We start from the raw sequence: 22,111 nt of genomic DNA, 5'->3' as shown, positions 1-22,111 counted from the left end.
ATGATATGTTGAGAGCCAGTATATCGGCTCTGAGGAGTGGCGCCAGAGTTGCAGGCGCTGGATGTGATAAAACACAGGCCCAAATATCGGGCCTGTGTGAAAACAGCAACACTCAGTCTGCGCTGACTTCCACTTCGTATGAGGTGAACTTGCGAATGTTGATCACGCCGCTATCTAAGATCAGATACTGGCCTTTGATACCTTGCAGAACGCCCGTGACTTCCGGGTTCTTATCAAAGTTGTGCGAGGTGATTTTCTTCGGATGCACATCAACCGGATAGGCGAGCTGCGTAGTTTGCTCACTGACTTCAACGACCGCATCTTCACCAAATTGCTGTTTGATTTCTGCAATTTTGTCGGCCAGCAGAGGTTTAAGCTCTGCCGCTCGTTCTTCCAGTGACAGGGGTTCGCCATCACCTTTCAGCAGTTCACGCCAGTTGGTCTTGTCGGCAATGTGTTTGGCGAGCTCAACTTCAACCAATCCTGAGATCTGACGAGTCTTTACTTTGTAGATAGGCAGGCCTTGGGTCGCGCCCTGATCAATCCAGCGTGTCGGGATTTGTGTGTGGCGGGTAATGCCCACTTTCAGGCTCGATGTGTTAGACAGATACACGTAATGATCGACCATACAGTGCGTTTCTGCCCAATCTGGTTCTCGGCAGGTGCCCTGATCAAAGTGGCAGGTTTCCGGCTTCATGATGCACATATCGCAGCTGGCGAGTTTCTTCATGCACACAAAACAGTGACCCTGCGAATAACTTTTCTTGGTTTTCTTACCGCATGAGCAGCAGTAGATATTGCCCGTGTGTTTGAGGGTGATGGTGTGGCCCATCAGCGGATTGAGATCGATCTCTGCCTCACCCACCGGCAGTCGGTAAGCGACGGTACCGTCTAGATTGGCGCGCATTTTATCCAGCACGCCCGTTGCGATTATCGACATGACATTACTCTATAGTTTTAGTGTTTGACGCTAGTCTATCAGAAAAGAAAAGCAGAAAGGGCGCCAAGCCGAATGGAAGGCGCTGTTTGTCGGTTATTCGTTCGCTGGTGGAGCGGCAGATTCGGGCAGTGGCAAAGCATCGGCCTCGCTCACGCTATCATCGGCGATTTCAGCCAGTTGCGTGTCATCGAGAACAATGGGCTCTTTCGGGCCGAGGAATTTCGGCTGAGTATCGAAGATATACAGATCGAAAAATGCCTTCGTGCGTGCAAACACTTCGCGCAATCTGACCTGAAAACCGGAATGGTTGGTCGGCCCGGGCACCGCAAGACACGTGGCGTTGATGTCGTGATGATTAGCGATAAACAACGCGCGCTCGCAATGGAACCGCTGGGTAATGATCAGAAAATTATCGGTATCGAAAATGCGTTTCGCGCGCACAATCGAGTCCAGAGTGCGAAATCCGGCGTAGTCGAGATAAATATGCTCATCCGGAACGCCCGCTTTCAACAGATCGCGCTTCATCGTCCAAGGCTCATTGTAGGAGCGATGCGCATTGTCGCCGCTGAGCAGAAAGCCATTCACTTTGCCCTGTTCGAACAGTTCAATGGCCGCATTGATGCGGTGCACATAGTAGTCATTCAGTGTGCGACCGAGGTACTTACTGGTGCCCAGCACCACGGCAACCTGAAACTTGGGGACGTTATTAATGTCGCTGATGATGCTGTCTTGAGTTTGCCAGCTCACCCAGCGGTCGATGCCATAAATGACGACGGCGCAGCCAAGCAGAGTCAGCGAAATTCGGCGCAGCCAGAGTCCCAGCCTCATACGTCGAAGCCGGGATTTCAGACGAGTGAACAACACTCTGAGATTTAGATTTGACGGTTTCTTTGAGCCCATAGGCCAATCACAACAAAGCTGATGAAAATGATGCCAAACATCATGCCTTGCTCTAAATGAGAGAGTGTCCGAGTCAGGTAAGGGCTTGCTTTAATTATGATTAATCCGTAACCAAACGCGTTAATCAAGATAAAAGCGACGGTGCGCAGAATGAAATGTTGATTGCGCATCACGCGACGCAGCAGTGCGTTGATTTCTCCGCCCAGCATAACCAGCAAACAGGCGATCAGCGCGGTAGAAATTTCGCTGAGATAAGGGGCGATGTAATGTCCCGCCGGGGCAAAAAAGCTCATCATATCCGTGATCTATCAGTAGAACGCCTACATAGGCGTGAACGTTTCAGTGGCAAAAATGATAAGGGATATTGCGGTGAACTATCAAGCTCTTAACTTGTAAGGATTAACAATGTTTTAAGGCGGTTCAGTCTTCATGAGGTTCAGTGCGCGGCAGGCGAGTTACCGTTTGGGTGAGCTCCAATTTTCTGAGGGGGGGGGGGGACTCCCCCTATTGCAGAGCGCAATGGTTCAACTTCACCACTCTTCCGGATGCGTCAGGCGTGTTTTTTCGCTAAAGGTCTGCGCTCGAATATCTTGCGGGTTGTATATGGCGCAGGACTCCATCGACAAGCAGCCGCAGCCAATACAGCCGCCGAGATCGTTCTGCAGTGCTTTGAGCTGCGCAATACGATGCTCCAGCATGGCGTTCCAGTTTGACGCCATCTGCTCCCATTCCTGTCGGCTTGGCGCTTGATGTTTGGGCAAATCCGCCAACGATTCGGCCACCTCTTCTAAGGTGAGCCCGACCATTTGCGCGGCTTTGATCACCGCAATCCGACGCAACACGTTGCGATGGTAACGGCGCTGATTACCAGCATTACGCCAACTATGAATCAATCCTTTCTGTTCGTAAAAGTGTAGGGTGGATACCTTCACTCCTGCGCGTTGGGCAACTTCACCGACGGTCATCTCCATCGTCCGGACTCCTGCTCAGCTACTCTTTTCTGATCATCAATAAAAAAGTGCTTTACCTTAAGTTAACTTGAGGTATTACCGTAACACCAAGTTGGCTTGATATGGAATACAAATATGGAATGGAATAATAAAACCCGCACGCGCTCCTATCTGACCGGACGCTTCTTTGACGGTATCTCTTCCGGGCTGTTTATGATGGCCCTGCCGTGGGCCATGCTGTCGACGCCCAATATGGGCGCGTTTGTGGCGATGGTGGCGCTGGCATGTACCGCCGTGTCTTTTGTGCTGACGCCGTTTTTCTCGACCTTGATCGACCGATTTTCGCGCAAACGCTTATTGGTCTTGGTGCAATGGCTTCAGGCCAGTACCGCAGGGGTGGTGGCTTTGGTTTATTGGGCCGGGTATGAGTCGAATTGGTTGCTGGCGGTGGCGCAATTGCTGTTCTGGACCTCCAGTAATTTGGCTTGGGCGACCAACAACGCCTTTACGCAGGAGAATTTTCATCAACACGAATATGCGGCGATATCCGGCAAGCAGGAAGTGATCATGCAGGGCACGACGCTGGGTTCTGGCGCGCTCGGTGTGGTGCTGCTGGAAATGTGGGGCATGTTTGAATTCTCCAGCTTTGCGGCCATCGCCTCGGCGATTGCGTGTGTCAGCTATCTTATGACGCCGTACCGTCGCCAGTTGCGCCACTCGACGTCGGTATCGTTTCTTGACCAGATGAAAGAGAGCCGGGAGATATTTACATTAAGACCCCAGTTTTATGCGTTTTTAATGCTCTCGGCGCTGAGCTATCCCATCCTGACGTTTTTGACCAAGCTGGTGCCGATTTGGTTTTCCGAAACGGGGGTGTCGGGTGATTGGTTTGCCGGCTACAACATCGCTTTTGGCACGGGGTCATTGGTCACCGGACTGCTCGTGAGCCGTCTGCTGGGGCTGAGTTCTCATCCCAATATGATGATCGGAGCCATGGGGCTGGCGGCCATCATGCTGGTGGGCATGAGCGTTTCGCCGACGCCACTCTGGTTACTGGTGTTTACCTTCTTCTTTGGCACGTTTAACGCCTTGAATCGTATCGCTCGAACTAACTGGATGCATCACAGCATCAGTATCCACCAACGTGGGCGCGCAGACGGTGGGCTGCAAATGTTCGCAACTTTGGTGCAGAGTCTCAGCTATGTGTCGATTGCGTTGCTGAGTCACTATGGCCTGACTCAGTGGGGATTTTTCTTCGCCGCGGCGGTCATGGTGTTGGCAGTCTTGACCATGATGCGTTTAAACAAAACCCCGGATCTGGCGGTCACCGCAGCGTAATATCTTGTTCGCTAAAGAGAAGGTGAATTTGTTCTGTCACTGAGCGAGAAAAGGTGGTTAAGATGGTTGCTTCGTTGTCTTGTGGCTAAGACGGCCTAATGAAGCACCACTTAGGAGATCACCTTGAAGTTCGAGTTGGATAAGTTCAACGGCATCATTATCGGCCGGGAAGATATGCCGGCTGATGTTGATACATTTCACGCACAACTGGCAGACATTGTGGCGTTGGCCCACGCTGAAGCAAAGAACATCATTTGGCTGACGCTGCCGATTGGTTTATCACACTTGGTGCCGATTGCCACCGAACTCGGGTTTGTGTTTCACAATTGCCTTGAGGACGAAGTCACCCTTATTCACAAAGCGCCGTCGACCACGTTTATTCCGTTTATCCCCACGCATACGTTGGGTGCTGGCGCGATAGTCAAAAACAGTCTCGGACAACTGTTGGTGATCAAAGAGCATGGCATGAAAGGCTACAAATTGCCGGGCGGCCATATCGAGTTGGGAGAGAAGATCGAAACGGCCATCATTCGCGAGGTATTGGAAGAGACGGGCGTTGAAACTGAATTTGATTCCATTCTGGGGTTCACCACGCGTCATCCGTTCCAGTTCGGCAAGACGAACATGTACTTGGTGTGTAAGCTCACGGCGCTGTCGGAAGCGATCAACATTCACGATACCGACGAAATTGCCGAGGCGAAGTGGCTTGATGTGCCAGCGTTTTTAGGTGATGACAACAATGCCCATTTTAATCGCCAAATGGTGGATGCGTTGCATGACGCTGACGGCTTGAAAGCGTTTGAGCCCGAGAACAACACCGGACCTTACCGAAAACATGAAACGTTTTTTGCTAAGGTAAGCCGCGACTGATTCGGTTGGGGGATTGTCTTGCGATGATTGGCGCGCCGTGCGGTAAACATTCATCATTATTCGACATGAAAATGCGTTTTCAGCGCGTGGTCACCCTTGGCGGTGATGGTGACTTCGCGATAACCGATCACACGTTCAATCCAACGCTGCTGCTCAAAAAAGCGGAGCAGCGCGGCGCCAGCCTGTCCACCTAGATGGAATTGACGTTCACTCCAGTCCAGACACGGACAACACGCTTTGCGCTTGGTTCTGGCATTGATGTCGATACCCAACTGCAAAAACTTCTCTTTCCCTTGTGGTGTCAGGCCAGAACCATCTTGCGTAAGCCAATCGTGTGCAATGAGTGAGTCGTAGAGCTTGACCGCCATTTCTCCGGCCAAATGGTCGTAGCAGGTGCGGGCTTTTCGCAAGTTTTTTGGCACCGTGGCGCGAACCGTGTGATTGGCCTGAAAAGTAATGCCCATCATCTGCTCCAGCAGCGCTGCGATATGGGTACTGTAAAGACGAAAGTAGCGGTGGCGTCCTTGTGATAAACACGTCACCAGCTTGGCGTTAAGCAAGCGTGAAAGGTGAGCGCTGGTGGTGGACGCGGAAACATCGGCCACCGCACTCAGTTCCGTGGCCGTCCAGGCGCGTCCATCCATCAGCGCACAGAGAATTTTCATGCGCGAAGCATCAGACAGAGCAGCCGCCAAGGCTGCCATATCCACTTCCTGATTGAAATCTGCACTCTGCTCGGCAGACGAATGGTGTGTACTCACGTTTAAATTGCCCAGTTTCGCGTCGCGTCTTTCGCCAATGTATCGTTATCGGTCACCAGTATCAATTGGTTAGCGTGATCACTGTATTGGACGAGAATGTTGATGCCTTCAGCCGCCAGCGCTTGGGCAATGGCGCCGAGTTCGCCCGGCTGCTCTTGTTTCAGTTTGCGGATCAATGGCCGGGTGACACTTTGGACGTCAAAGCCATGTTCCATCAGTACCGCTTGAGCTTTCTCGCCGTCCTCAACCAGAAAGTGGGCGTGTGCGCAGTCACCGATCGTAAATACGCCGCCTCCTTCCAGTCCGACACCATTAGCGCCTAACACTTGGCCAAAACGGGCGAGCTCGCCGGGAGTACGAGTGAAAATAACGTGAATGTTTTGCATCTGCTTTTCCTTGCTTTTAGAGGGAACGGTATTCGCGAACCGAGGTGAGTACGTTGATTGTGTAGGAAGAGAAAAGGTCGCGTTTCCCTTCATCCTGCGCCATTTGGTGGTGAATGTTGTGCTTCCAGTGCTGAATGGCCGCTTCGTTTTCCCACCACGACAAGGAGATAAATTTGTCGGGGTCAGTGGTACTTTGAAAACGTTCAATGGAAATAAAGCCTTCAATCTCACTGAGCAGCGGTTTGAGGGTGGCTGCCAGCTCGAAGTAACGCTCTTTTTTGTCTGACGCTGCGTGAGCTTCAAATAGAACCGCGATCATGATGTTTCCTTTTGGCATGTGACTCATGGATGAAGCCCATCATAATCGGTTGAAAAACGGATACTTCGCTGCGCAGCGAAATGTGAAGGAAGGATCGTTTAACACGCAGCGTGAGTGGCGGCGCGCACAGCTGGCTTAAGCGCCGTGCGCGGCAGGGTTATTGGGCAAGATGCTGTTGAAGCTGTTGTTTTAGCGCGTTGTACAGTTGCTGTTGTACCTCATCCAGTTGATTCTGACTACGATCCAGGCAAACGGTCAGGCTGCCTAAAGCGGGCAGCCCGGTTAATTTTGTCACACAGTCGGGCTGGCCAAAGGCAGAGCGCACGGTGACGCCAAGTCCGGCTTCCACCGCTTTCCACAGGCTGCTCAGGCTGCGACCGATAAAGTTAATTTTCCACGGAATACCCGCAGCATCTAGCGCTTCGGTGGCCTGCTGGCGAATCGCACAGGCGCCATCCAACATCACCAAAGGGAGAGGCTGCGTAGCTTGAATGGTGTTGCTCAAGTGCGGGTTGGCAGGACCAAACCAGTGCAAGGGAAGTTCTGCCAAACGTTCACTGTAAGGGGCGGCTTTAGGGCCTTCCCAACCCAAGGAAAAATCAATGTCGCCAGAATGAATCCCCTCAAGCAGCTCTTTATGGCGGCCGACCACCGATTGCAACTGCAATTGCGGGTGAGCGCGCGAAAAAGAGCCGAGCACCTGGGGTAGCAACGCTTCACTAAAATCCTCCTGCATACCGAAAATGACTTTGCCTTCCAGTGTATTGCCTTGTAGCCGCTGCAAGGCCTCATCGTTGAGCTGCAATAGCCGCCGGGCATAAGACAGGACCATTTCACCTGCCTCGGTTGGTTGCAGATGGCGGCCTGATTTGGTCACTAACGCCGTATGACATTGCTGCTCAAGCTTTTTCAATTGGGCACTGGCGGCCGAAGGGGAGCGATTAAGTCGCTCGGCGGCCAGCGCGAAACTGCCGAGTTCAATGCCCAACACAAAACATCGCAGTGCATCCAAATCCAGAGTTCGCATTATTAATAATCCTGAAAATCAAAATGGTTAGTTCCAATAGTTTTGATTTTTTGTATCAAAAGATCAACTTATGCTGACTCCAAAGACGAAATGGAGGCAACACAATGATCGCGATGCAATACAAAATGGTTTTACCCGCAGATTACCCAATGGAGAGCATTGAAAACCGAATCCGCGAGAAAGGACATCTGTTGGATGGTTATCCCGGTTTGCTGTTTAAGGCGTATCTCTATTCGCGCAAAGATGCCACGACGTACCACAATGACGTAAACAGTTACGCGCCGTTTTACGTTTGGCGCGATCACGACTCAATGCGCGCGTTCTTAAACAGTGATGGATTTAAAGGCTTGTGCGAGCAATTTGGTCGCCCGGCAGTGCAGGTCTGGTTTGTTGACGAAGTCCCAACCGCACCCGATGAAAACGTGGTGTTTGCCTGTATCGAACACACAGCGCAGCAGGACGCTGACGTTCGCGGCGTCAACGTGACGACCTGGCAATCACTTGGCGTAACTTGGCTCAGCCAGATTGATAACGGTAGCCCGATACAAGGTGATATTTACGCAGTGGGGTATGTGGCCCGTGGGGAGTGAATGATTTGACACAGATTTTACGCGTAACATGAATGAAATCCGTAAATTAGGCGACGAATCAGTCATCCTTTTATTCCGAGTGAGAAAGCGGGCGTGGTCATTCTGGCTAACAAGAGTTATCCGAACACCGAACGTGTAAAAGCCGCCTATGAGATTTTGACGGCTGCGATGAAATAACGCGGGCGGTCCTTACTTCTCCAATCGCCTCGGCAGACATCAACATGCCTTGAACACAGTGATCTGTGTGCTGGTTCACTGTGTTCGTGAGCAAAAATGTACCCTTCAAATATAAACTTGGATGCATATCTAATTAAATTGGAAATTGTTCGACCAAACGGCGTGCGTCATGGATTTATCACAAATCTGATATAAACCTAGTTTTATATGAAAACAGTTGGAGACGCAGTCAGCGGTATTGGTTCTCTGACTTAAGTAGTACTGATATTCATCTAAATATAGGGAATAGATAAATGAGTAATCTACTAGAAAGAACGAATGCTTGGCTGGGACATATCACTGGCGCAGAGAAGATTTTGTTACCGCAATCCGTCTTTGCAAGCCAGTCGTTGTTGAAGATGTTAGACACCGACAGCTTGACAGAAAACCCGTCCCGAGCCGCTGCTGTTGGCGACTATAAAGCGCAGGCAGCTAAGGCTTCTACACCGGGTACCGCTCCACAAAGCGTGTTTGATGGTATGCAGACCGCTGTAAACATGTGCCGAACTAAAGCTGGATATAACCCACTAGATCCAGAAGGAAATGGTGATAAGGCGCACTTTATCCAGTTCACGCAATATATCAGCTCAATGCCTTTTGTCACATTGGACTGGGCGACAACCACTCAGATCAAACAGCAGAGCAGAAATGCCGATGTACTGATCAACTCCTTTGTCGACGGCTTTTGGGGGATCGAGAAAGGCGATAAAGACCAGATCGTCACGTCCGTTCAGGGGCTGGTGTCGGCGGCTTTATCTTATGCAAATCAAACTGAGAAACTCTCTAACTTTGCTCAGAACCTACTGCAGGTTGATTCTTCGGGCAACGTGCAGTTCAGTTTGTACAGCAGCACTTTCCAAATTTCAGCGACTGAAAAGAAAGGTATTATTACATTCCATTCTGAATACGAACTTTCTCAAGCGATGTATTCGTTGTCTCCGGCGAACTGGGAGACCGTGAAAGAAGCCTTCGCTCAACAATACAAAGTGACGGTTGACGATTGGATCAATGATATGACGACGCCAGCGAAAGCGGGCAGTACGGTTAAAGCGCTTTGTCTGGAAGAAAGATAACGCTGAGAGAAACGTTGTTGTACTGACGTAATAACCAAGCCCGCAACTGCGGGCTTATGTTTATGTTCAGGATATTCACTACCTTATATGTAAATGAAGAACTCTCTGAACTATGAACCCCGGAATCTGATAGGAGGCTAGATATGACAATGAAAACGCTCATTATGTTGTTCGTCAGCTTTTTTATAATTAGTGGATGTAGCTCATCAGCAACAAGTGAATCCCCTAATTCCATAGTGCCAAAGTCAACGTTTAAAAATACGACCGTTTGGAACAGCGGGCAAAAATTCTGGAATGTCATAGGGTCAACGGATGATCCGAAAATAGATCACAGCTCTTGGATCGCGATATATCGAGATAAATGTGGAACAGACCCCGGTAAACTTAGTGCGACTGGCGCAATGTGCCCACACAACGCCCTTGGCGGGCACGTAGTGAAAGATGGCCAATCGCAATATCCAGCCAAAAATTCTGCCGTCTATATCCTTCCTATTTGTACGAGTGAAAATAACCAGCCTAGTCTGGAGATGACCGTCGCGGCGGATGACACTTGCGTCGTGGTATTGAACTATTGGATGAAGTAAACGAGCCAAGGGTTAGCAGATAAACATGGTGGCGTCTTTCCTCCCGCCAAAAAACAAAAAAGCCCCTTTACAGGGGCTTTATCAATTCAATCTCTTAGAAAGAAGTGCGTTTGTAGCGACGGTATACCGGTTGCCAGAAGTGCTGTTCAATCGCCACTTCCAGTGCCTCATCGGTGATCTCCAGAGCAACGCCTTGTTCAATGGCTTTCTTCGCCACAGCAAAGGCAATTTTCTTCGACACCGAGTGAATCGATTCCAATGGCGGCAGCAGTGGGCCGTGGCCGTTGATCGCCAGCGGAGAACATTCAGCCAGCGCACGGCTTGATTCCATCAGCATATCGTCAGTCACGCGTTTTGCGCCAACGGCCAGAACGCCCAGGCCAATACCCGGGAAGATGTAGCTGTTGTTACATTGTGCGATTGGGTAAGTCTTGCCTTCGTTGATCACTGGATCGAACGGGCTGCCTGTTGCAACCAGTGCTTCACCGTTGGTCCAACGAATGATGTCGCTTGGCGTTGCTTCCACACGGCTGGTTGGGTTCGACAGCGGGAACACGATTGGGCGAGGGCAGTGCAGGTGCATCTCTTTGATCACTTCTTCACTGAACAGACCCGGTGCACCAGATACACCGATCAGGACGGTTGGTTTCGCCTGACGAACTACGTCATGCAGCGAGTAACCATTGCCTTCGGTTGTCCACTCTTTGGTGTTGGCTTTTTTCTGAACCAAACGTTGTTGGAAGTCCAGCAGGTTTGGCATGCCTTCTTCCAGCAGACCCCAGCGGTCTACCATGTAAACCTGAGAGCGTGCCTGTTCGTCGGAAATACCTTCCGAGACCATTTGCGCGATGATCGCTTCGGCGATACCACAACCCGCAGAGCCTGCGCCCAGGAAGGTGATGCGTTGTTCAGACAGTTTGCTGCCTGCCGCTTTACACGCGGCCAGCAGAGAACCCACGGTAACCGCTGCAGTGCCTTGGATGTCATCGTTGAAACAACAGATACGGTTTTTGTAACGCTCAAGAAGTGGCATCGCGTTTTTCTGTGCGAAGTCTTCGAACTGCACCAGTGCTTCTGGCCAGCGGCGTTGAATCGCCTGAATCACTTCTTCAACAAACGCATCGTACTCAACGCCGGTAATACGTGGATGACGCCAGCCCATGTACATTGGGTCCGCCAGACGTTGTGGGTTGTTGGTACCGACATCCAGCACGATAGGCAGAGTATAAGCCGGGCTGATACCGCCACACGCGGTGTACAGTGACAGTTTACCGATTGGAATACCCATGCCGCCGATGCCCTGGTCACCCAGACCAAGAATACGTTCGCCGTCGGTGATGACGATAACTTTGACGTTGTGGTTCGCTGCGTTGTTCAGCAGATCGTCGATGCGATCGCGGTTCGCGTACGAGATGAACAGACCGCGACCACGGCGGTAAATGTTAGAGAAGTTTTCACACGCCGCACCAACGGTCGGCGTGTAGATGATTGGCATCATCTCAGAAATATGGTTTTGCACCAGACGGTAGAACAGTGTCTCGTTGGTGTCTTGCATGTTGCGCAGGTAAATGTGCTTGTCCATATCGCTTTCAAAGCTGCGATATTGTTGGTAGGCACGAACTACTTGTTCCTGTATTGTTTCCGTGGCTTCTGGTAACAAACCTTCCAGGTTGAATGATGCACGCTCTTCAGCGGAGAATGCACTGCCTTTGTTAAGAAGAGGGGTACTGAGCAGAGCTGGACCAGCGTAGGGAATATAAAGCGGACGTTTGTCGTTATTCATTTTCGGCCTTTGTAGGGTGGACGGGAAACGCAAAAATGATAACGGCTTATCTGCTAGGTTGTAAATAGACAACCCGTAACCTTCAGGAGATTATTCTGCCTAAAGTCAGTAACATTTCCTAAACCTAGTTAAAATTGGCCAAATCAATACCCAAACGGCTTACTATTTATCGAAATCATCCATAGAATTTTCTTTTATAAAATATGCAGTTACTTCCTATTCAGCCCCTAAAAGAGACCTTTTTGCAGGCTTTGCAACAAGATCATGTGATTGTCGAAGCGGAAACCGGTTCCGGCAAGTCGACTTGCCTGCCACTTTGGGCCGCGCAGCAAGGGCGGGTTTTGGTCATCGAACCGCGCCGAATTGCCTGTACTTCTCTGGCTGAATTTCTCGCTCAGCAGCGCGATGAAGCGATCGGCCAGCACATTGGTTACGCCATCAAACTCGAAAACCGTTATTCGGAGCAGTCGCAAGTGGTGTTTGTCACCCCGGGTGTCGCGCTGCGCTGGTTTGCAGAAGATGGACTTAAGCAGTTTGATGTCATCATGGTCGATGAGTTTCACGAGCGTCGCTGGGATAGCGATTTGCTGGTGGCACTGCTGAAAGAGCGTCAGAGTCATCGTTTAGTCGTGACCTCTGCAACACTGGAAGGGGACCGTCTCGCGGCATATTTACAAGCTCAGCGGCTGCAAGCGAGTGGGCGCATTTATGACGTCAGTATTGAATACCGTGCGTCTGACAGTCGGCAGTTACCCGATGGGCGTTATCTTGCCGAGCGGGTAAAAGCCGAAGTGACAGAAGCGATGTCAGCTACCGAGGGCGATATTTTGGTCTTTCTGCCCGGGCGCAAAGAGATTCAGCAGTGTCAACAGATGCTCAGCGGGATCGACTCACTGCTGGTGGTGCCGCTGCATGCTTCAGTCAGTGAACATGAGCGCTCGTTAGCTTTGAATCCGCAGCGCCAGCAAAAAGTGGTGCTGGCGACCAATGTGGCGGAGACCTCGCTCACCATTCCCAATATTGCTTGGGTGATCGACAGCGGCTTAGAGCGCCGCAACGAACAGCGCAATGGCCGCACGGCGCTTGTCTTAAAACACATTTCCAAAGCGAGTGCCAAGCAGCGTGCAGGTCGGGCTGGTCGCGTGATGCACGGCGTAGCCGTGCGTTTATATGGCCAACACGCCGCGCTGGATGCCGTCACGCCGCCGCAATTGCAACGTGAAGATCTGACTGAGCCGATGCTGGCCGCTGGCAGCTGTGGTTCGCCGCTGCAATCGCTGACGTTCCTTGAGACTTTGCCGGAAAAGACGCTGACTCAAGCTGCGGAGATGCTCAAGGGTATTGGTGCGCTGGATGATCATTTGGCGATTACCGAGCACGGCCGCCGCATTGCACCCTTGCCGGTTGATGCGCTCTACGCCGATTTGGTGGCCCGTATCGAACCGAAAGCGCTGAAAGAAGCCATGATTGATCTCACGGCGGCATTGGCCGTGCCGGCGAGTCTCTATTCACTCTCTTCAAACGACGAGCTGCTGGAAAAATTGCAGCAGGAAGAGCCGCTGGGCTGTGACGCACAATTGTTGATTCAGCTTGTTCGTGGCCAGGCTTTTTCCGCTGTTACAACCGATGAAGAAGCGCTGCGGGAAGCGCGCGGTTTATCCGAGCAGATGCGTGATATCTATGAGTTGCCTGAGCTGGAGGTGGCTTCGCGCTATCAGCATGCAGCTTTGGCAGAAGCGGTCGGCCGTTTGCATCCTGAGCTGCTGTTTGTACGCCGCGAACGGCGTCGAGAAGCGCTCGGCAACGGGCGAATGGAAGTGCTGACGGGGCGCAACAGTCGTTTCCCGGTGCGTTCTGAAGCTGCGCTGGTGTTGGATCAACACAGTTTGCCGGGCAAAGGCGTCAAGCAGACATTGACGCTGGCAACGGTCATGATGCCGGTACCGCTGTCACTGATTGAAACGCTGGAATTGGGGCAGTGGCAGCAGGGCGAAACGGTGCAGCAAGATGGCGTACTGAGCACCGTTCTCAATCTTCACTATGCTGGCCGCGTGGTCGCGAGCAAAACGGTGCAGGCGAGCGGTGAATTGGCGCTCAAACCTTTGGTGGAAGCCGTGAAAGCAAACGAGTGTCTGCCCGGTTTTGCTGAGCGACGCCATTATGAAATCGAGTGGTGGAAACTTTACGTCGAGCTGGGGTTGGATGCTAATGCGCAACAACATGGCGAGATCACCTTCGAAAGCTGGTTTGAACAGCAACTTCAGGCGCTAGGGGTAGAGTCGCCGGAAGATCTGGCGATGTTTGACGCTGATGATATACCGTTCGCGGGAATCCCTTATTGGGAACTGAGCGATTTTGCTGAGGCCTATCCGTTTGAACTTAGTCTGGGTGATTTACAGCTCACGGTTGAATATTTCGTCAAACGTAAATTGGTGCAGGTGGTGTACAAAAGTGGCCTGCGCAAAACGGTCCCTAAACGCTGGGAGCTCCCGCGCTGGAGCGGATACAAGGTCCAGTTCAGGAAGGCGAGCCGGGTGATTGATATTCAGTAATGATGTTCGGGCGTGAATAATTGTTGAATAAATTGTTTGTAGCCCGAAATATTAATCAACCACACACCTATTTTGTTGTCTTTGATCAATTTTTGTTACCAGATTGATTTTTATATAGCCCATTGGTTTGAAGGTGGGGCATAAAAGAATGTTTTTATATATCGTATTGCTATATAAGAAATCCTGAATAATATTGATCTCAAACGAGACCACTGATGTCGGGGGACAACATGGAAAAAACCGATCGAATCTCTGTCGTGTTTGATTACACCAGCTTCTTAGGTACCTCTTGTACAAAAAAATGGACTTTTTCAGATGCGCTCGTTTCATTTGCCCCTGTTTTCGGAACGGTGTGGCATGACACAGTGAAAGATGGCAAAAGTCATGAAGAGAGGCTGTGGGACATGGCGCTGCAGCGACTGTCCAGCCGCAGAAGCGATGAATCCAATCTGGTGACGCTGGTGAAGCTCGCCAAGCTGGAAGGGATTGAAGAGCTCAAACTGGTAATGCCCTATTCATTGGATGCAGACCAGATCGCTGCGATTCAGACCCGAGGTGAAGCGCAAATAAAAGTGTGTGCACCGGAAGAATTTATTATTACCTTTTAAAGAAAAACGGGGCTGATTGCCCCGTTTTTTTATCGGTCAAATTCTAAATAAACAGAAAGAACAGCGTTGTAGCAACGATACCAATCAGAGCATAAGGGAACTGCGTGATGGCGTGTTGCATTGAAGTACAGCCACTGCCTTGCGCTGATAGTACCGTGGAGTCACTGAAGAAACACGAGTGGCTGCCTGCCGCTGATGCAGAGAGCAGAGCACCGATAGTCAGCGACACTGGCACGCCCATTTGCTCGCCCAGCGGGAATACAATCGGCATCGCAACTGCAAACAGACCCCAGGATGACGCCGTCGCAAAGACCAGACCGGTCATTACCAGGAAGATGATCGCTGGGAACAGAGCGGGTGACAGCCAAGGCGTAACCGCTTCAATTACGTAGGAAGTCAGGCCAAGTTGGTCGTTCACGTTCTTGAGCATGAAACCGCCAATTACGGTCGCCAATGGCAGCATCATGATTTTGATACCGTCGTAAATCGCTTCGAACATAGAATTGACTGGCATCAGGCGCTGTACGCCGTACTGGAAAATGGTGAAAATAATCGCCACAAACACACCGGCCAGCAGGTCGATATCGAAGTACCAGCTTGCGCCGACCAACACCACCATCGGCAGCGCGAAGTTCAGCACGCCCATGGTTGAGTTTGGATGCGCCGTGACTTCTTCGCCCATCGAAATATCCACGCCACCATCAGGCTGAACCTGACCGGCTTGCGCGCGCTGCTCGGCAATCTTCATCTGGCCGAGGTCTGGAATTTTGTCCATCGCAACTAGGAACACTACCAGCAGCGTCACCCAACCGTAGGCCATGTAAGGAATCGCTTCGATGTAAGCCTGAATGCCTTTCCCTGCGTCTGCCACATTGTTGGCTTCCAGCAGTGAACCGAAGAAAATCGCCCAGGTTGAAATGGGGATCAGGATACACACTGGCGCAGCCGTTGAATCGACCAAATACGCCAACTTTTCGCGTGAGATCTGGTAGCTGTCGGTGATGCGCTTCATTGACGATGAAATCGCGATAGCGTTGAGATAATCGTCGATGAAGACCAAAATACCCAGCACGAAAGTCAGCAGCATCGACTGACGCTTACTTTTTACTTTCGTCACCAGCGCTTCACTGAAACTGAGGATGCTGCCGCCTTTCTCAAGAATCGTGATCAGACCGCCCATCAGGCCACACACCAGAATCAGCCAGGCGATGGTTTCATCCATCATGACCGACATTGACATGTCGACCACGCCGCCAACCACTTCGGTCGGGTTAAGCATGATCAAACCGACAATCGCGCCGCTGAACAGCGCTTCCACCGTACGGTGGGTCAGCAGGGCGAAGGCAAGAACGAAGACTGTTGGTAGTATGCTGTACCAACCGTATTCCGTATCTGGCTGGTGGCTGGTCCCGATGGTGGCGAAAATGCCAATGAGCACCGCGATACCAAGGACCGCAATCAGACTTTTAAAGTCGAATGCGGATTGCATCTTTATTGCTGGGTTTTTAGTCGTCATAAATAGAGATCCTTTCTCAATTAGGCTGAATGAAGCATCCATTCCACTTCAAGTGGCGTTACTGCTTGTTCAAACTCCCTCAGCTCTTTGTCTTTACATGCGGTATAAAGCGAAACAAATTCCTGTGGCAAGTACATGCCAATCAGCTCACTGGAGCTCAGTGTTCTGAGTGCATCCGCCATGCGCGTTGGCAATGAGGCTGCGTGTTCATCCAGAGCGGGAGGGCATTGCTCCGGCCCGAATTGTTGGCTGGCGAGCAGGCCGCTCAGTACCACGACCGCCAGCAAATATGGGTTCACATCTGCGCCGGCAATTCGGTGCTCGATGCGGCGGTTTTTGCTGTCACTCATCGGGATACGAAGGGCAACACCGCGGTGGTTTTCAGCCCAGTCTGCACGGGTTGGGGTGTACATCATCGGACAGAAGCGTCGATAGGAGTTCACGTTGGGGCAGAGTAGTGCCATAGATTCCGGCATCATGGCAAGCATTGCTGTTAAAGTTTTGTAAAAAAACGGGCTGCAATCACCTTGGCTGTCTGAGAAGCGGTTATGACCGTGTTCGTCTAATACACTCAGGTGAATATGCATGCCGTTACCCGCTTCGTCAGCGAATGGCTTCGCCATAAAGGTCACATCAAACCCGTGTTTGAGCGCCACCTGGCGGATCAGACGTTTAGCATAAATGACCTGATCGCAGGCATTGATGACATCGGCTTGATGGTTGAAGTTGATTTCGAACTGGCCCGGTGCGGACTCAGACAATGCGCCGGACGTATTGAGGCCCTGGGCTTGCGCGGCGAAGTTGAGATCGCTGAGGAAGTCGGCGTAGTCATCCAGGTTTTCGATGTTGTACACATCCGATTTGAATTCGCGTCCCTGATGAATTGGGTTGACGGGGGGCTGGATTTCGCCTTTGTCGTTGCGGTTTTTGTCGATCAGATAAAATTCAAGCTCAATCGCGGTGACCGGAAAAAGATTGTTGGCGTGTAAGCGTTCCATCATCTGCGCCAGAACCACGCGCGGTGACATCAGTGTCTCCTTTTCTCCTTTGCGGTCCATCATGTTGAGCATGATCTGGCCGACTTCAGGGTTAAAGGTCGGGGTTAAGGTGCCCAGAATCGGATAACAAATATGATCTGGTTCGCCGATGGCTTCGCCCAGTCCCGCTTCTTCTACCACCTTGCCGTGTACACTCAATGACAGCGTCGACAGCGGCAGATAGACCCCTTTGTACACTTTATCGAGCGCTTCAATGGGGATGCGTTTGCCGCGAGGTCGCGCATTGATATCAGGAAAAATGAGATCGATGAAGCGTATCTCGGGCCATTCTTGTTTAAAATTTTTAACTTCTTGTATGAATCCGTCCATTTTCAGACACTCCGTATGGCTGACATGTAACTTATATTTAACAAGCTTTATGTTTTTGGCAATAATTAATGCCGAATTGGTAGAAATTTTTAACGAAGATCATATTTTGTGTCTTTTTTGTTAATTTTGGGTTGTGTTTTTGGTTTTTGAGTTTTAGGTTGGTAAATATATTGAACAAGCGAGTAGGACGTCGCGATGAGTAAAGAGAACGGAATGACCAAGCCCGTGATTGGCGTGATTTGTTGTCGTAAGCAGGTAGAAGGCTATGACGTACAAAGTGTGAATGAGCTGTATCTGAATGCGGTTCGCGATGCCGGAGCCTCGCCACTGTTGCTGCCAGCCGGTGCCGATGCACAAGAGCTCAAGCAATTGCTAACCATGCTTGATGGCGTGTTGCTCACCGGGAGTCACTCAAATGTCGCTCCACATCGTTATGCAGCTACGCACGATGAACCGAAAACGGACGAGTCCCGCGATGCGCTCTCTTTTACTCTGATTGATCACTGCATCGAACAGAACATTCCGCTGCTGGGTATCTGCCGCGGTTTTCAGGAAATGAATGTGGCTTTGGGTGGAACACTGCACCCGAAAGTGCACGAGACCGACGGCTTTATGGATCACCGTGAAAGCCAGAGTCCGGACTTCAACGAGAAGTATGCCTACGTGCATACGGTAAAAATATCGTCCAACGGCAGCTTTGCTCACTGGCTCGGTTCTCAGGAAGACATTGAGGTCAATTCTCTGCATGGCCAGGGTGTCAACCAACTTGCACCGCGACTGACGAAAGAGGCTGAAGCGCCGGATGGATTGGTTGAAGCCTTTAGTCTCAAGGATCATCCGTACTTCATTGGTGTGCAATGGCACCCAGAATGGCAATCTCGTAAAAGGATCTTTTCCAGAATTCTATTCGATCGGTTTATCATAGCGGCTTCGGAACGTCGGAGTCTTTTAAATGGAAACAGATTCAATTGGTCAAAAAATTGCGCAACTGCGTAAGGAACACAAATTATCTCAACGTGAACTGGCGGAGAAAGCCAATATAACTCACAGCGCTATCTCGTCGATTGAGAATAACAAAGTGAGTCCTTCTGTCAGTTCGCTGCACAAGATTGTGAAAGTATTCAATCTGTCTCTGTCCGAGTTCTTCACTCAGGACCAGACAATTGAAGAGCGCCCGGTGGTGATTGCTCCGGATCAGCTGATTGAAATCGGTAACGAACGTGTATCGATGCGATTGGTGTGTGATGGTCGCGATAAACGCCGGATGGGCTTCTTGATTGAGTGTTTTCAACCTCATACCGATACCGGTGTGATCAGTATTAAACACGAAGGCGAGGAAAGCGGAACGGTACTCGAAGGTGAAATCGAGCTGACCCTGGGCGATAAAACTTATGTCATTCGCGAGGGTGAGTGTTACCTCTTCGATACCAACGTGCCTCATAAATTTACCAATAAAACGGATAGAGTTTGCCGGATAATTAGTGCTCATACGCCGCCAAGCTTCTAGACGTTTTCTTTGTTAAGGAAGCGTGATGAGAACTCAACAGCAATGGATGGATTTGCGGCAGCAACACAATATTGAAGGACGAGCCTTCATCAATGGTCAATATCAGGATTCACTCAGCGGCGAGACGTTTGAAGTCATCAACCCCGCCACTGAAGAAGTCATCGCCTATGTGGCGCGATGCAGTGATCAGGATGCAATAGCCGCAGTTGAGTATGCAAAGGGCGCTTTCCGAAGCGGAGAATGGGCCGGTCAGTCACCGGCAGCGAGAAAACAGGTTCTGCTCAAACTGGCGGATCTGATTGAACAGGAGAAAGAGACTCTGGCTCTGCTGGAGACCTTAGATACAGGAAAACCCATCAGTCACAGTTATCAGACTGACATTCCCGGCGCGGCGTCCTGCCTCCGTTGGTATGCGGAGGCCATCGACAAGATTTACGGCGAGGTCGCGACCACCGAACATAATGTTCACGCCTACATTACTCATCAGGCGGTCGGCGTAGTGGCCGCCATCGTTCCTTGGAACTTCCCGTTGTGGCTCGCGTGCTGGAAAATTGGTCCGGCATTGGCGGCAGGCAACAGCGTGATCCTCAAACCGTCCGAAAAATCCCCGCTGACTGCAATTTTCCTTGGTCAACTGGCGCAACAAGCCGGGCTGCCCAATGGTGTTTTTCAAGTTCTGCCTGGTTTTGGCCACGAAGTGGGCGATGCGCTGGCGCGTCATCATGACGTCGATTGTATTGCGTTCACCGGTTCCACTCGTGTCGCTCGCCAACTGATGATCTGCTCTGGCGAGTCCAACATGAAGCGCGTATGGGCGGAAGCGGGCGGCAAGAACGCCAACATCGTGTTCGCTGACTACAAAAACTTAGATAAAGCAGCGCAAGAAACGGCGGCCGGCTGCTTCTACAACCAAGGCGAAGTCTGCGTTGCGGCGACTCGTTTGCTGGTGCACGAGAGCATCAAAGAAGAGTTTGTGCGTAAGGTGATTGCCGCGAGCGAAGCCTTCACTCCGAAAGATCCACTCGACCCAAGCAGCAGCATGGGCGCGCTGATTGACCAAGAGCACAAGAACAAAGTGCTTAGCTACATTCGTCAGGGCGTGGAAGAGGGCGCAACCCAATTATGCGGCGGCAGCGTGCAATGCAAAGGTGCGTTTGTGTCACCGGTCATTCTCGATAACGTCACCAACGACATGACCGTGGCGCAGGAAGAGATTTTTGGCCCGGTATTGTGTGTGATCCCATTCTCGACCGAAGAAGAAGCGATTCAGATTGCCAATGACTCCCCATACGGATTAGGCGCAGCATTGTGGACCTCCGATCTCGACCGCGCTCACCGTGTGGCGCGCAAACTGGAAGCGGGCTCGGTGTGGATCAACAACTACAACGAAGGTGACATGACAGTGCCTTTCGGTGGGTTCAAACAGAGTGGCAACGGGCGCGACAAATCGCTGCACGCATTGGAAAAATTTACGGAAGTGAAGACGACCTGGCTACGTCTGGGCTCGTACTAAAAGGAGTTAGCTGTGATTAATCATACCAGTTCATATTACGCCGCAACGGCGAATTACCATCGTGATTTCCCTGTGCTTGAAGGCGACATGGAGTGCGATATCTGTATTGTTGGCGCTGGATTCAGTGGCCTTTCTTCAGCACTGCATCTCGCGCAGAAAGGTTTCAAAGTCGTAGTGCTGGAAAGTGCCAAAGTGGGCTTTGGTGCAACTGGCCGCAACGGCGGCCAAATTGTGAATAGCTACAGTCGTGACGTGGAAGTGATCGAAAAACGTTACTCACCGGATGTAGCGCAATCACTGTGTAACATGATTTTTGAAGGCGGCGATATCATTCGCGGCCTGATCAAAGACCACAACATCGATTGTGATTACCGTCAGGGCGGACTGTTTACCTCGGTCAACAAGAAGCAGCAAGCCGGGCTCGCCGCGCACAAACATCACTGGGAACGCTACGGTAACCACGATCTGACGCTGCTGGACAAACAAGAGCTGCAAACTATGGTCGGCACCGATGCCTACGAAGGCGGCTTGCTTGACATGCGTGGCGGTCACATTCATCCGCTGAAACTGGCGCTGGGCGAAGCCGAAGTGATTTTATCTCTCGGCGGCCAGATCTTTGAACAGTCGGCAGTCACGCGCATCGAAAAAGGGACGAACCCTATCGCACACACGGCGAACGGGTCGGTCAAAGCCAAATATCTGGTGTTGGCTGGCAACGCGTATCTTGGCGGTTTAGCTCCCAATATCAGCAACAAGGCGATTCCGTGCGGCACTCAGATTGTGACTACCGAAGTGCTGAGCGACGAGTTAGCGAACGAGCTGCTGCCACAGCGTTACTGCGTCGAAGATTGCAACTATCTGTTGGACTATTTCCGCCTCACGGCTGACAACCGCATGTTGTTTGGTGGCGGTGTGGTGTATGGCGCGCGCGATCCAAGCGATATCGAAAAACTGATTCGCCCGAAAATGGAGACCGTGTTCCCACAGCTCAAAGGCAAGAAAATCGACTTTGCCTGGACGGGTAACTTCCTGCTGACTTATTCGCGTATGCCGCAGTTTGGCGCGTTTGCCGATAACATCTATTACCTGCAAGGCTACAGCGGCCATGGCGTGACGTGTACGCATCTGGCGGGCAAATTGCTGGCAGAAGCATTGACTGGTCACGCGGAACGTTTCGATGCCTTTGCATCGCTCAAACATTACGCCTTCCCGGGCGGACGCCACTTCCAGGTGCCGTTCACTGCGCTCGGCGCTGCTTACTACAACCTTCGCGATAAATTAGCTATCTAACCAGCCTGCGGGTAAAAGGAA

The 22,111-nt window shown here is 51.2% G+C and carries 22 protein-coding genes; 11 read left to right on the top strand and 11 right to left on the bottom strand.

Annotation, left to right across the window (positions count from 1 at the left end):
• Positions 1 to 112 precede the first annotated feature (112 nt).
• The 4 genes from LGV68_RS05090 to soxR form a co-directional block, all read right to left on the bottom strand.
• A complete protein-coding gene (locus LGV68_RS05090) occupies positions 113 to 940 on the bottom strand; it encodes a DUF2797 domain-containing protein (RefSeq protein WP_024374175.1) in 828 nt (275 codons plus the stop codon).
• 93 nt (positions 941 to 1,033) lie between these two features.
• Positions 1,034 to 1,840, bottom strand: a complete 807-nt coding sequence (locus tag LGV68_RS05085; RefSeq protein WP_024374176.1) for an ElyC/SanA/YdcF family protein — start codon at positions 1,838 to 1,840, stop codon at positions 1,034 to 1,036.
• Positions 1,813 to 2,136 carry a DUF3392 domain-containing protein gene (locus LGV68_RS05080; RefSeq protein WP_038126994.1) on the bottom strand — a complete coding sequence of 108 codons (324 nt, stop codon included), beginning with the start codon at positions 2,134 to 2,136 and terminating at the stop codon, positions 1,813 to 1,815. Before LGV68_RS05080 ends, LGV68_RS05085 begins: the two co-directional genes overlap by 28 nt.
• Before the next feature lie 234 nt (positions 2,137 to 2,370).
• Positions 2,371 to 2,811 (bottom strand): redox-sensitive transcriptional activator SoxR, encoded by a 441-nt coding sequence (gene soxR / locus LGV68_RS05075; protein ID WP_020327655.1) that lies wholly within the window; start codon positions 2,809 to 2,811, stop codon positions 2,371 to 2,373.
• Positions 2,812 to 2,925: 114 nt separating this feature from the next.
• Between soxR and LGV68_RS05070 the strand changes: the two genes are divergently transcribed.
• Both LGV68_RS05070 and LGV68_RS05065 read left to right on the top strand, forming a co-directional pair.
• On the top strand, positions 2,926 to 4,128 hold the full coding sequence (locus tag LGV68_RS05070; RefSeq protein WP_154184531.1) for an MFS transporter: 1,203 nt from the start codon (positions 2,926 to 2,928) through the stop codon (positions 4,126 to 4,128).
• Positions 4,129 to 4,251: 123 nt separating this feature from the next.
• On the top strand, positions 4,252 to 4,998 hold the full coding sequence (locus tag LGV68_RS05065) for an NUDIX domain-containing protein (protein WP_222749667.1): 747 nt from the start codon (positions 4,252 to 4,254) through the stop codon (positions 4,996 to 4,998).
• Between the two features lie 56 nt (positions 4,999 to 5,054).
• Here LGV68_RS05065 and LGV68_RS05060 read toward each other — a convergent pair whose 3' ends face one another.
• The 4 genes from LGV68_RS05060 to LGV68_RS05045 all read right to left on the bottom strand — a co-directional run bounded on the left by LGV68_RS05060 (position 5,055) and on the right by LGV68_RS05045 (position 7,491).
• Positions 5,055 to 5,702 (bottom strand): helix-turn-helix domain-containing protein, encoded by a 648-nt coding sequence (locus LGV68_RS05060; protein ID WP_222749768.1) that lies wholly within the window; start codon positions 5,700 to 5,702, stop codon positions 5,055 to 5,057.
• Between the two features lie 59 nt (positions 5,703 to 5,761).
• Positions 5,762 to 6,145: a hypothetical protein gene (locus tag LGV68_RS05055; protein WP_020327651.1), complete on the bottom strand. Its 384-nt coding sequence runs from the start codon at positions 6,143 to 6,145 to the stop codon at positions 5,762 to 5,764.
• Positions 6,146 to 6,161: 16 nt separating this feature from the next.
• A complete protein-coding gene (locus LGV68_RS05050) occupies positions 6,162 to 6,464 on the bottom strand; it encodes an antibiotic biosynthesis monooxygenase (protein ID WP_222724249.1) in 303 nt (100 codons plus the stop codon).
• A gap of 157 nt (positions 6,465 to 6,621) precedes the next feature.
• Positions 6,622 to 7,491, bottom strand: a complete 870-nt coding sequence (locus LGV68_RS05045; protein WP_038127172.1) for a LysR substrate-binding domain-containing protein — start codon at positions 7,489 to 7,491, stop codon at positions 6,622 to 6,624.
• Positions 7,492 to 7,595: 104 nt separating this feature from the next.
• On the opposite strand from LGV68_RS05045, the gene LGV68_RS05040 reads away from it, so the two are divergent.
• From LGV68_RS05040 to LGV68_RS05030, 3 genes are all read left to right on the top strand, one after another.
• On the top strand, positions 7,596 to 8,081 hold the full coding sequence (locus LGV68_RS05040) for a DUF4865 family protein (protein ID WP_222725414.1): 486 nt from the start codon (positions 7,596 to 7,598) through the stop codon (positions 8,079 to 8,081).
• A 470-nt stretch (positions 8,082 to 8,551) separates the two neighbouring features.
• Entirely contained in the window at positions 8,552 to 9,370 is an 819-nt protein-coding gene (locus LGV68_RS05035) for a hypothetical protein (RefSeq protein ID WP_020327647.1), read from the top strand.
• A 143-nt stretch (positions 9,371 to 9,513) separates the two neighbouring features.
• Complete coding sequence (locus LGV68_RS05030; protein ID WP_024374186.1) at positions 9,514 to 9,954, top strand: hypothetical protein; 441 nt, start codon at positions 9,514 to 9,516, stop codon at positions 9,952 to 9,954.
• A 94-nt stretch (positions 9,955 to 10,048) separates the two neighbouring features.
• On the opposite strand, the gene LGV68_RS05025 is transcribed toward LGV68_RS05030, so the two are convergent.
• On the bottom strand, positions 10,049 to 11,737 hold the full coding sequence (locus LGV68_RS05025) for an NAD-dependent malic enzyme (protein WP_020327646.1): 1,689 nt from the start codon (positions 11,735 to 11,737) through the stop codon (positions 10,049 to 10,051).
• A 203-nt stretch (positions 11,738 to 11,940) separates the two neighbouring features.
• On the opposite strand from LGV68_RS05025, the gene LGV68_RS05020 reads away from it, so the two are divergent.
• Positions 11,941 to 14,289: a helicase-related protein gene (locus tag LGV68_RS05020; protein WP_252536355.1), complete on the top strand. Its 2,349-nt coding sequence runs from the start codon at positions 11,941 to 11,943 to the stop codon at positions 14,287 to 14,289.
• A 230-nt stretch (positions 14,290 to 14,519) separates the two neighbouring features.
• Positions 14,520 to 14,897 carry a transporter gene (locus tag LGV68_RS05015; RefSeq protein WP_225869437.1) on the top strand — a complete coding sequence of 126 codons (378 nt, stop codon included), beginning with the start codon at positions 14,520 to 14,522 and terminating at the stop codon, positions 14,895 to 14,897.
• Between the two features lie 43 nt (positions 14,898 to 14,940).
• On the opposite strand, the gene LGV68_RS05010 is transcribed toward LGV68_RS05015, so the two are convergent.
• Together LGV68_RS05010 and LGV68_RS05005 are read right to left on the bottom strand one after the other, a co-directional pair.
• The gene (locus LGV68_RS05010) at positions 14,941 to 16,413 is read right to left on the bottom strand and encodes a Na+/H+ antiporter NhaC family protein (RefSeq protein ID WP_252536354.1); all 1,473 of its coding nucleotides are present in this window, start codon (positions 16,411 to 16,413) and stop codon (positions 14,941 to 14,943) included.
• A gap of 20 nt (positions 16,414 to 16,433) precedes the next feature.
• Positions 16,434 to 17,780, bottom strand: coding sequence for a glutamine synthetase family protein (locus tag LGV68_RS05005; RefSeq protein ID WP_020327642.1), 1,347 nt, complete (start codon positions 17,778 to 17,780; stop codon positions 16,434 to 16,436).
• 195 nt (positions 17,781 to 17,975) lie between these two features.
• Between LGV68_RS05005 and LGV68_RS05000 the strand changes: the two genes are divergently transcribed.
• From LGV68_RS05000 to LGV68_RS04985, 4 genes are read left to right on the top strand one after another with little or no spacing between them, the layout of a single operon-like run.
• Positions 17,976 to 18,776, top strand: coding sequence for a gamma-glutamyl-gamma-aminobutyrate hydrolase family protein (locus LGV68_RS05000; RefSeq protein WP_020327641.1), 801 nt, complete (start codon positions 17,976 to 17,978; stop codon positions 18,774 to 18,776).
• On the top strand, positions 18,733 to 19,287 hold the full coding sequence (gene puuR, locus LGV68_RS04995) for an HTH-type transcriptional regulator PuuR (RefSeq protein WP_020327640.1): 555 nt from the start codon (positions 18,733 to 18,735) through the stop codon (positions 19,285 to 19,287). Before LGV68_RS05000 ends, puuR begins: the two co-directional genes overlap by 44 nt.
• 25 nt (positions 19,288 to 19,312) lie before the next feature.
• Positions 19,313 to 20,800: an aldehyde dehydrogenase gene (locus LGV68_RS04990; RefSeq protein WP_055466590.1), complete on the top strand. Its 1,488-nt coding sequence runs from the start codon at positions 19,313 to 19,315 to the stop codon at positions 20,798 to 20,800.
• 12 nt (positions 20,801 to 20,812) lie between these two features.
• The gene (locus LGV68_RS04985; protein ID WP_165881627.1) at positions 20,813 to 22,090 is read left to right on the top strand and encodes an FAD-binding oxidoreductase; all 1,278 of its coding nucleotides are present in this window, start codon (positions 20,813 to 20,815) and stop codon (positions 22,088 to 22,090) included.
• Positions 22,091 to 22,111 lie beyond the last annotated feature (21 nt).

The sequence above is a fragment of the Vibrio sp. LQ2 genome, assembly GCF_023920125.1.
GTDB classification, from domain to species: Bacteria; Pseudomonadota; Gammaproteobacteria; order Enterobacterales; family Vibrionaceae; genus Vibrio; species Vibrio fluvialis.
This window is presented reverse-complemented; position numbering and strand designations above follow the sequence as displayed.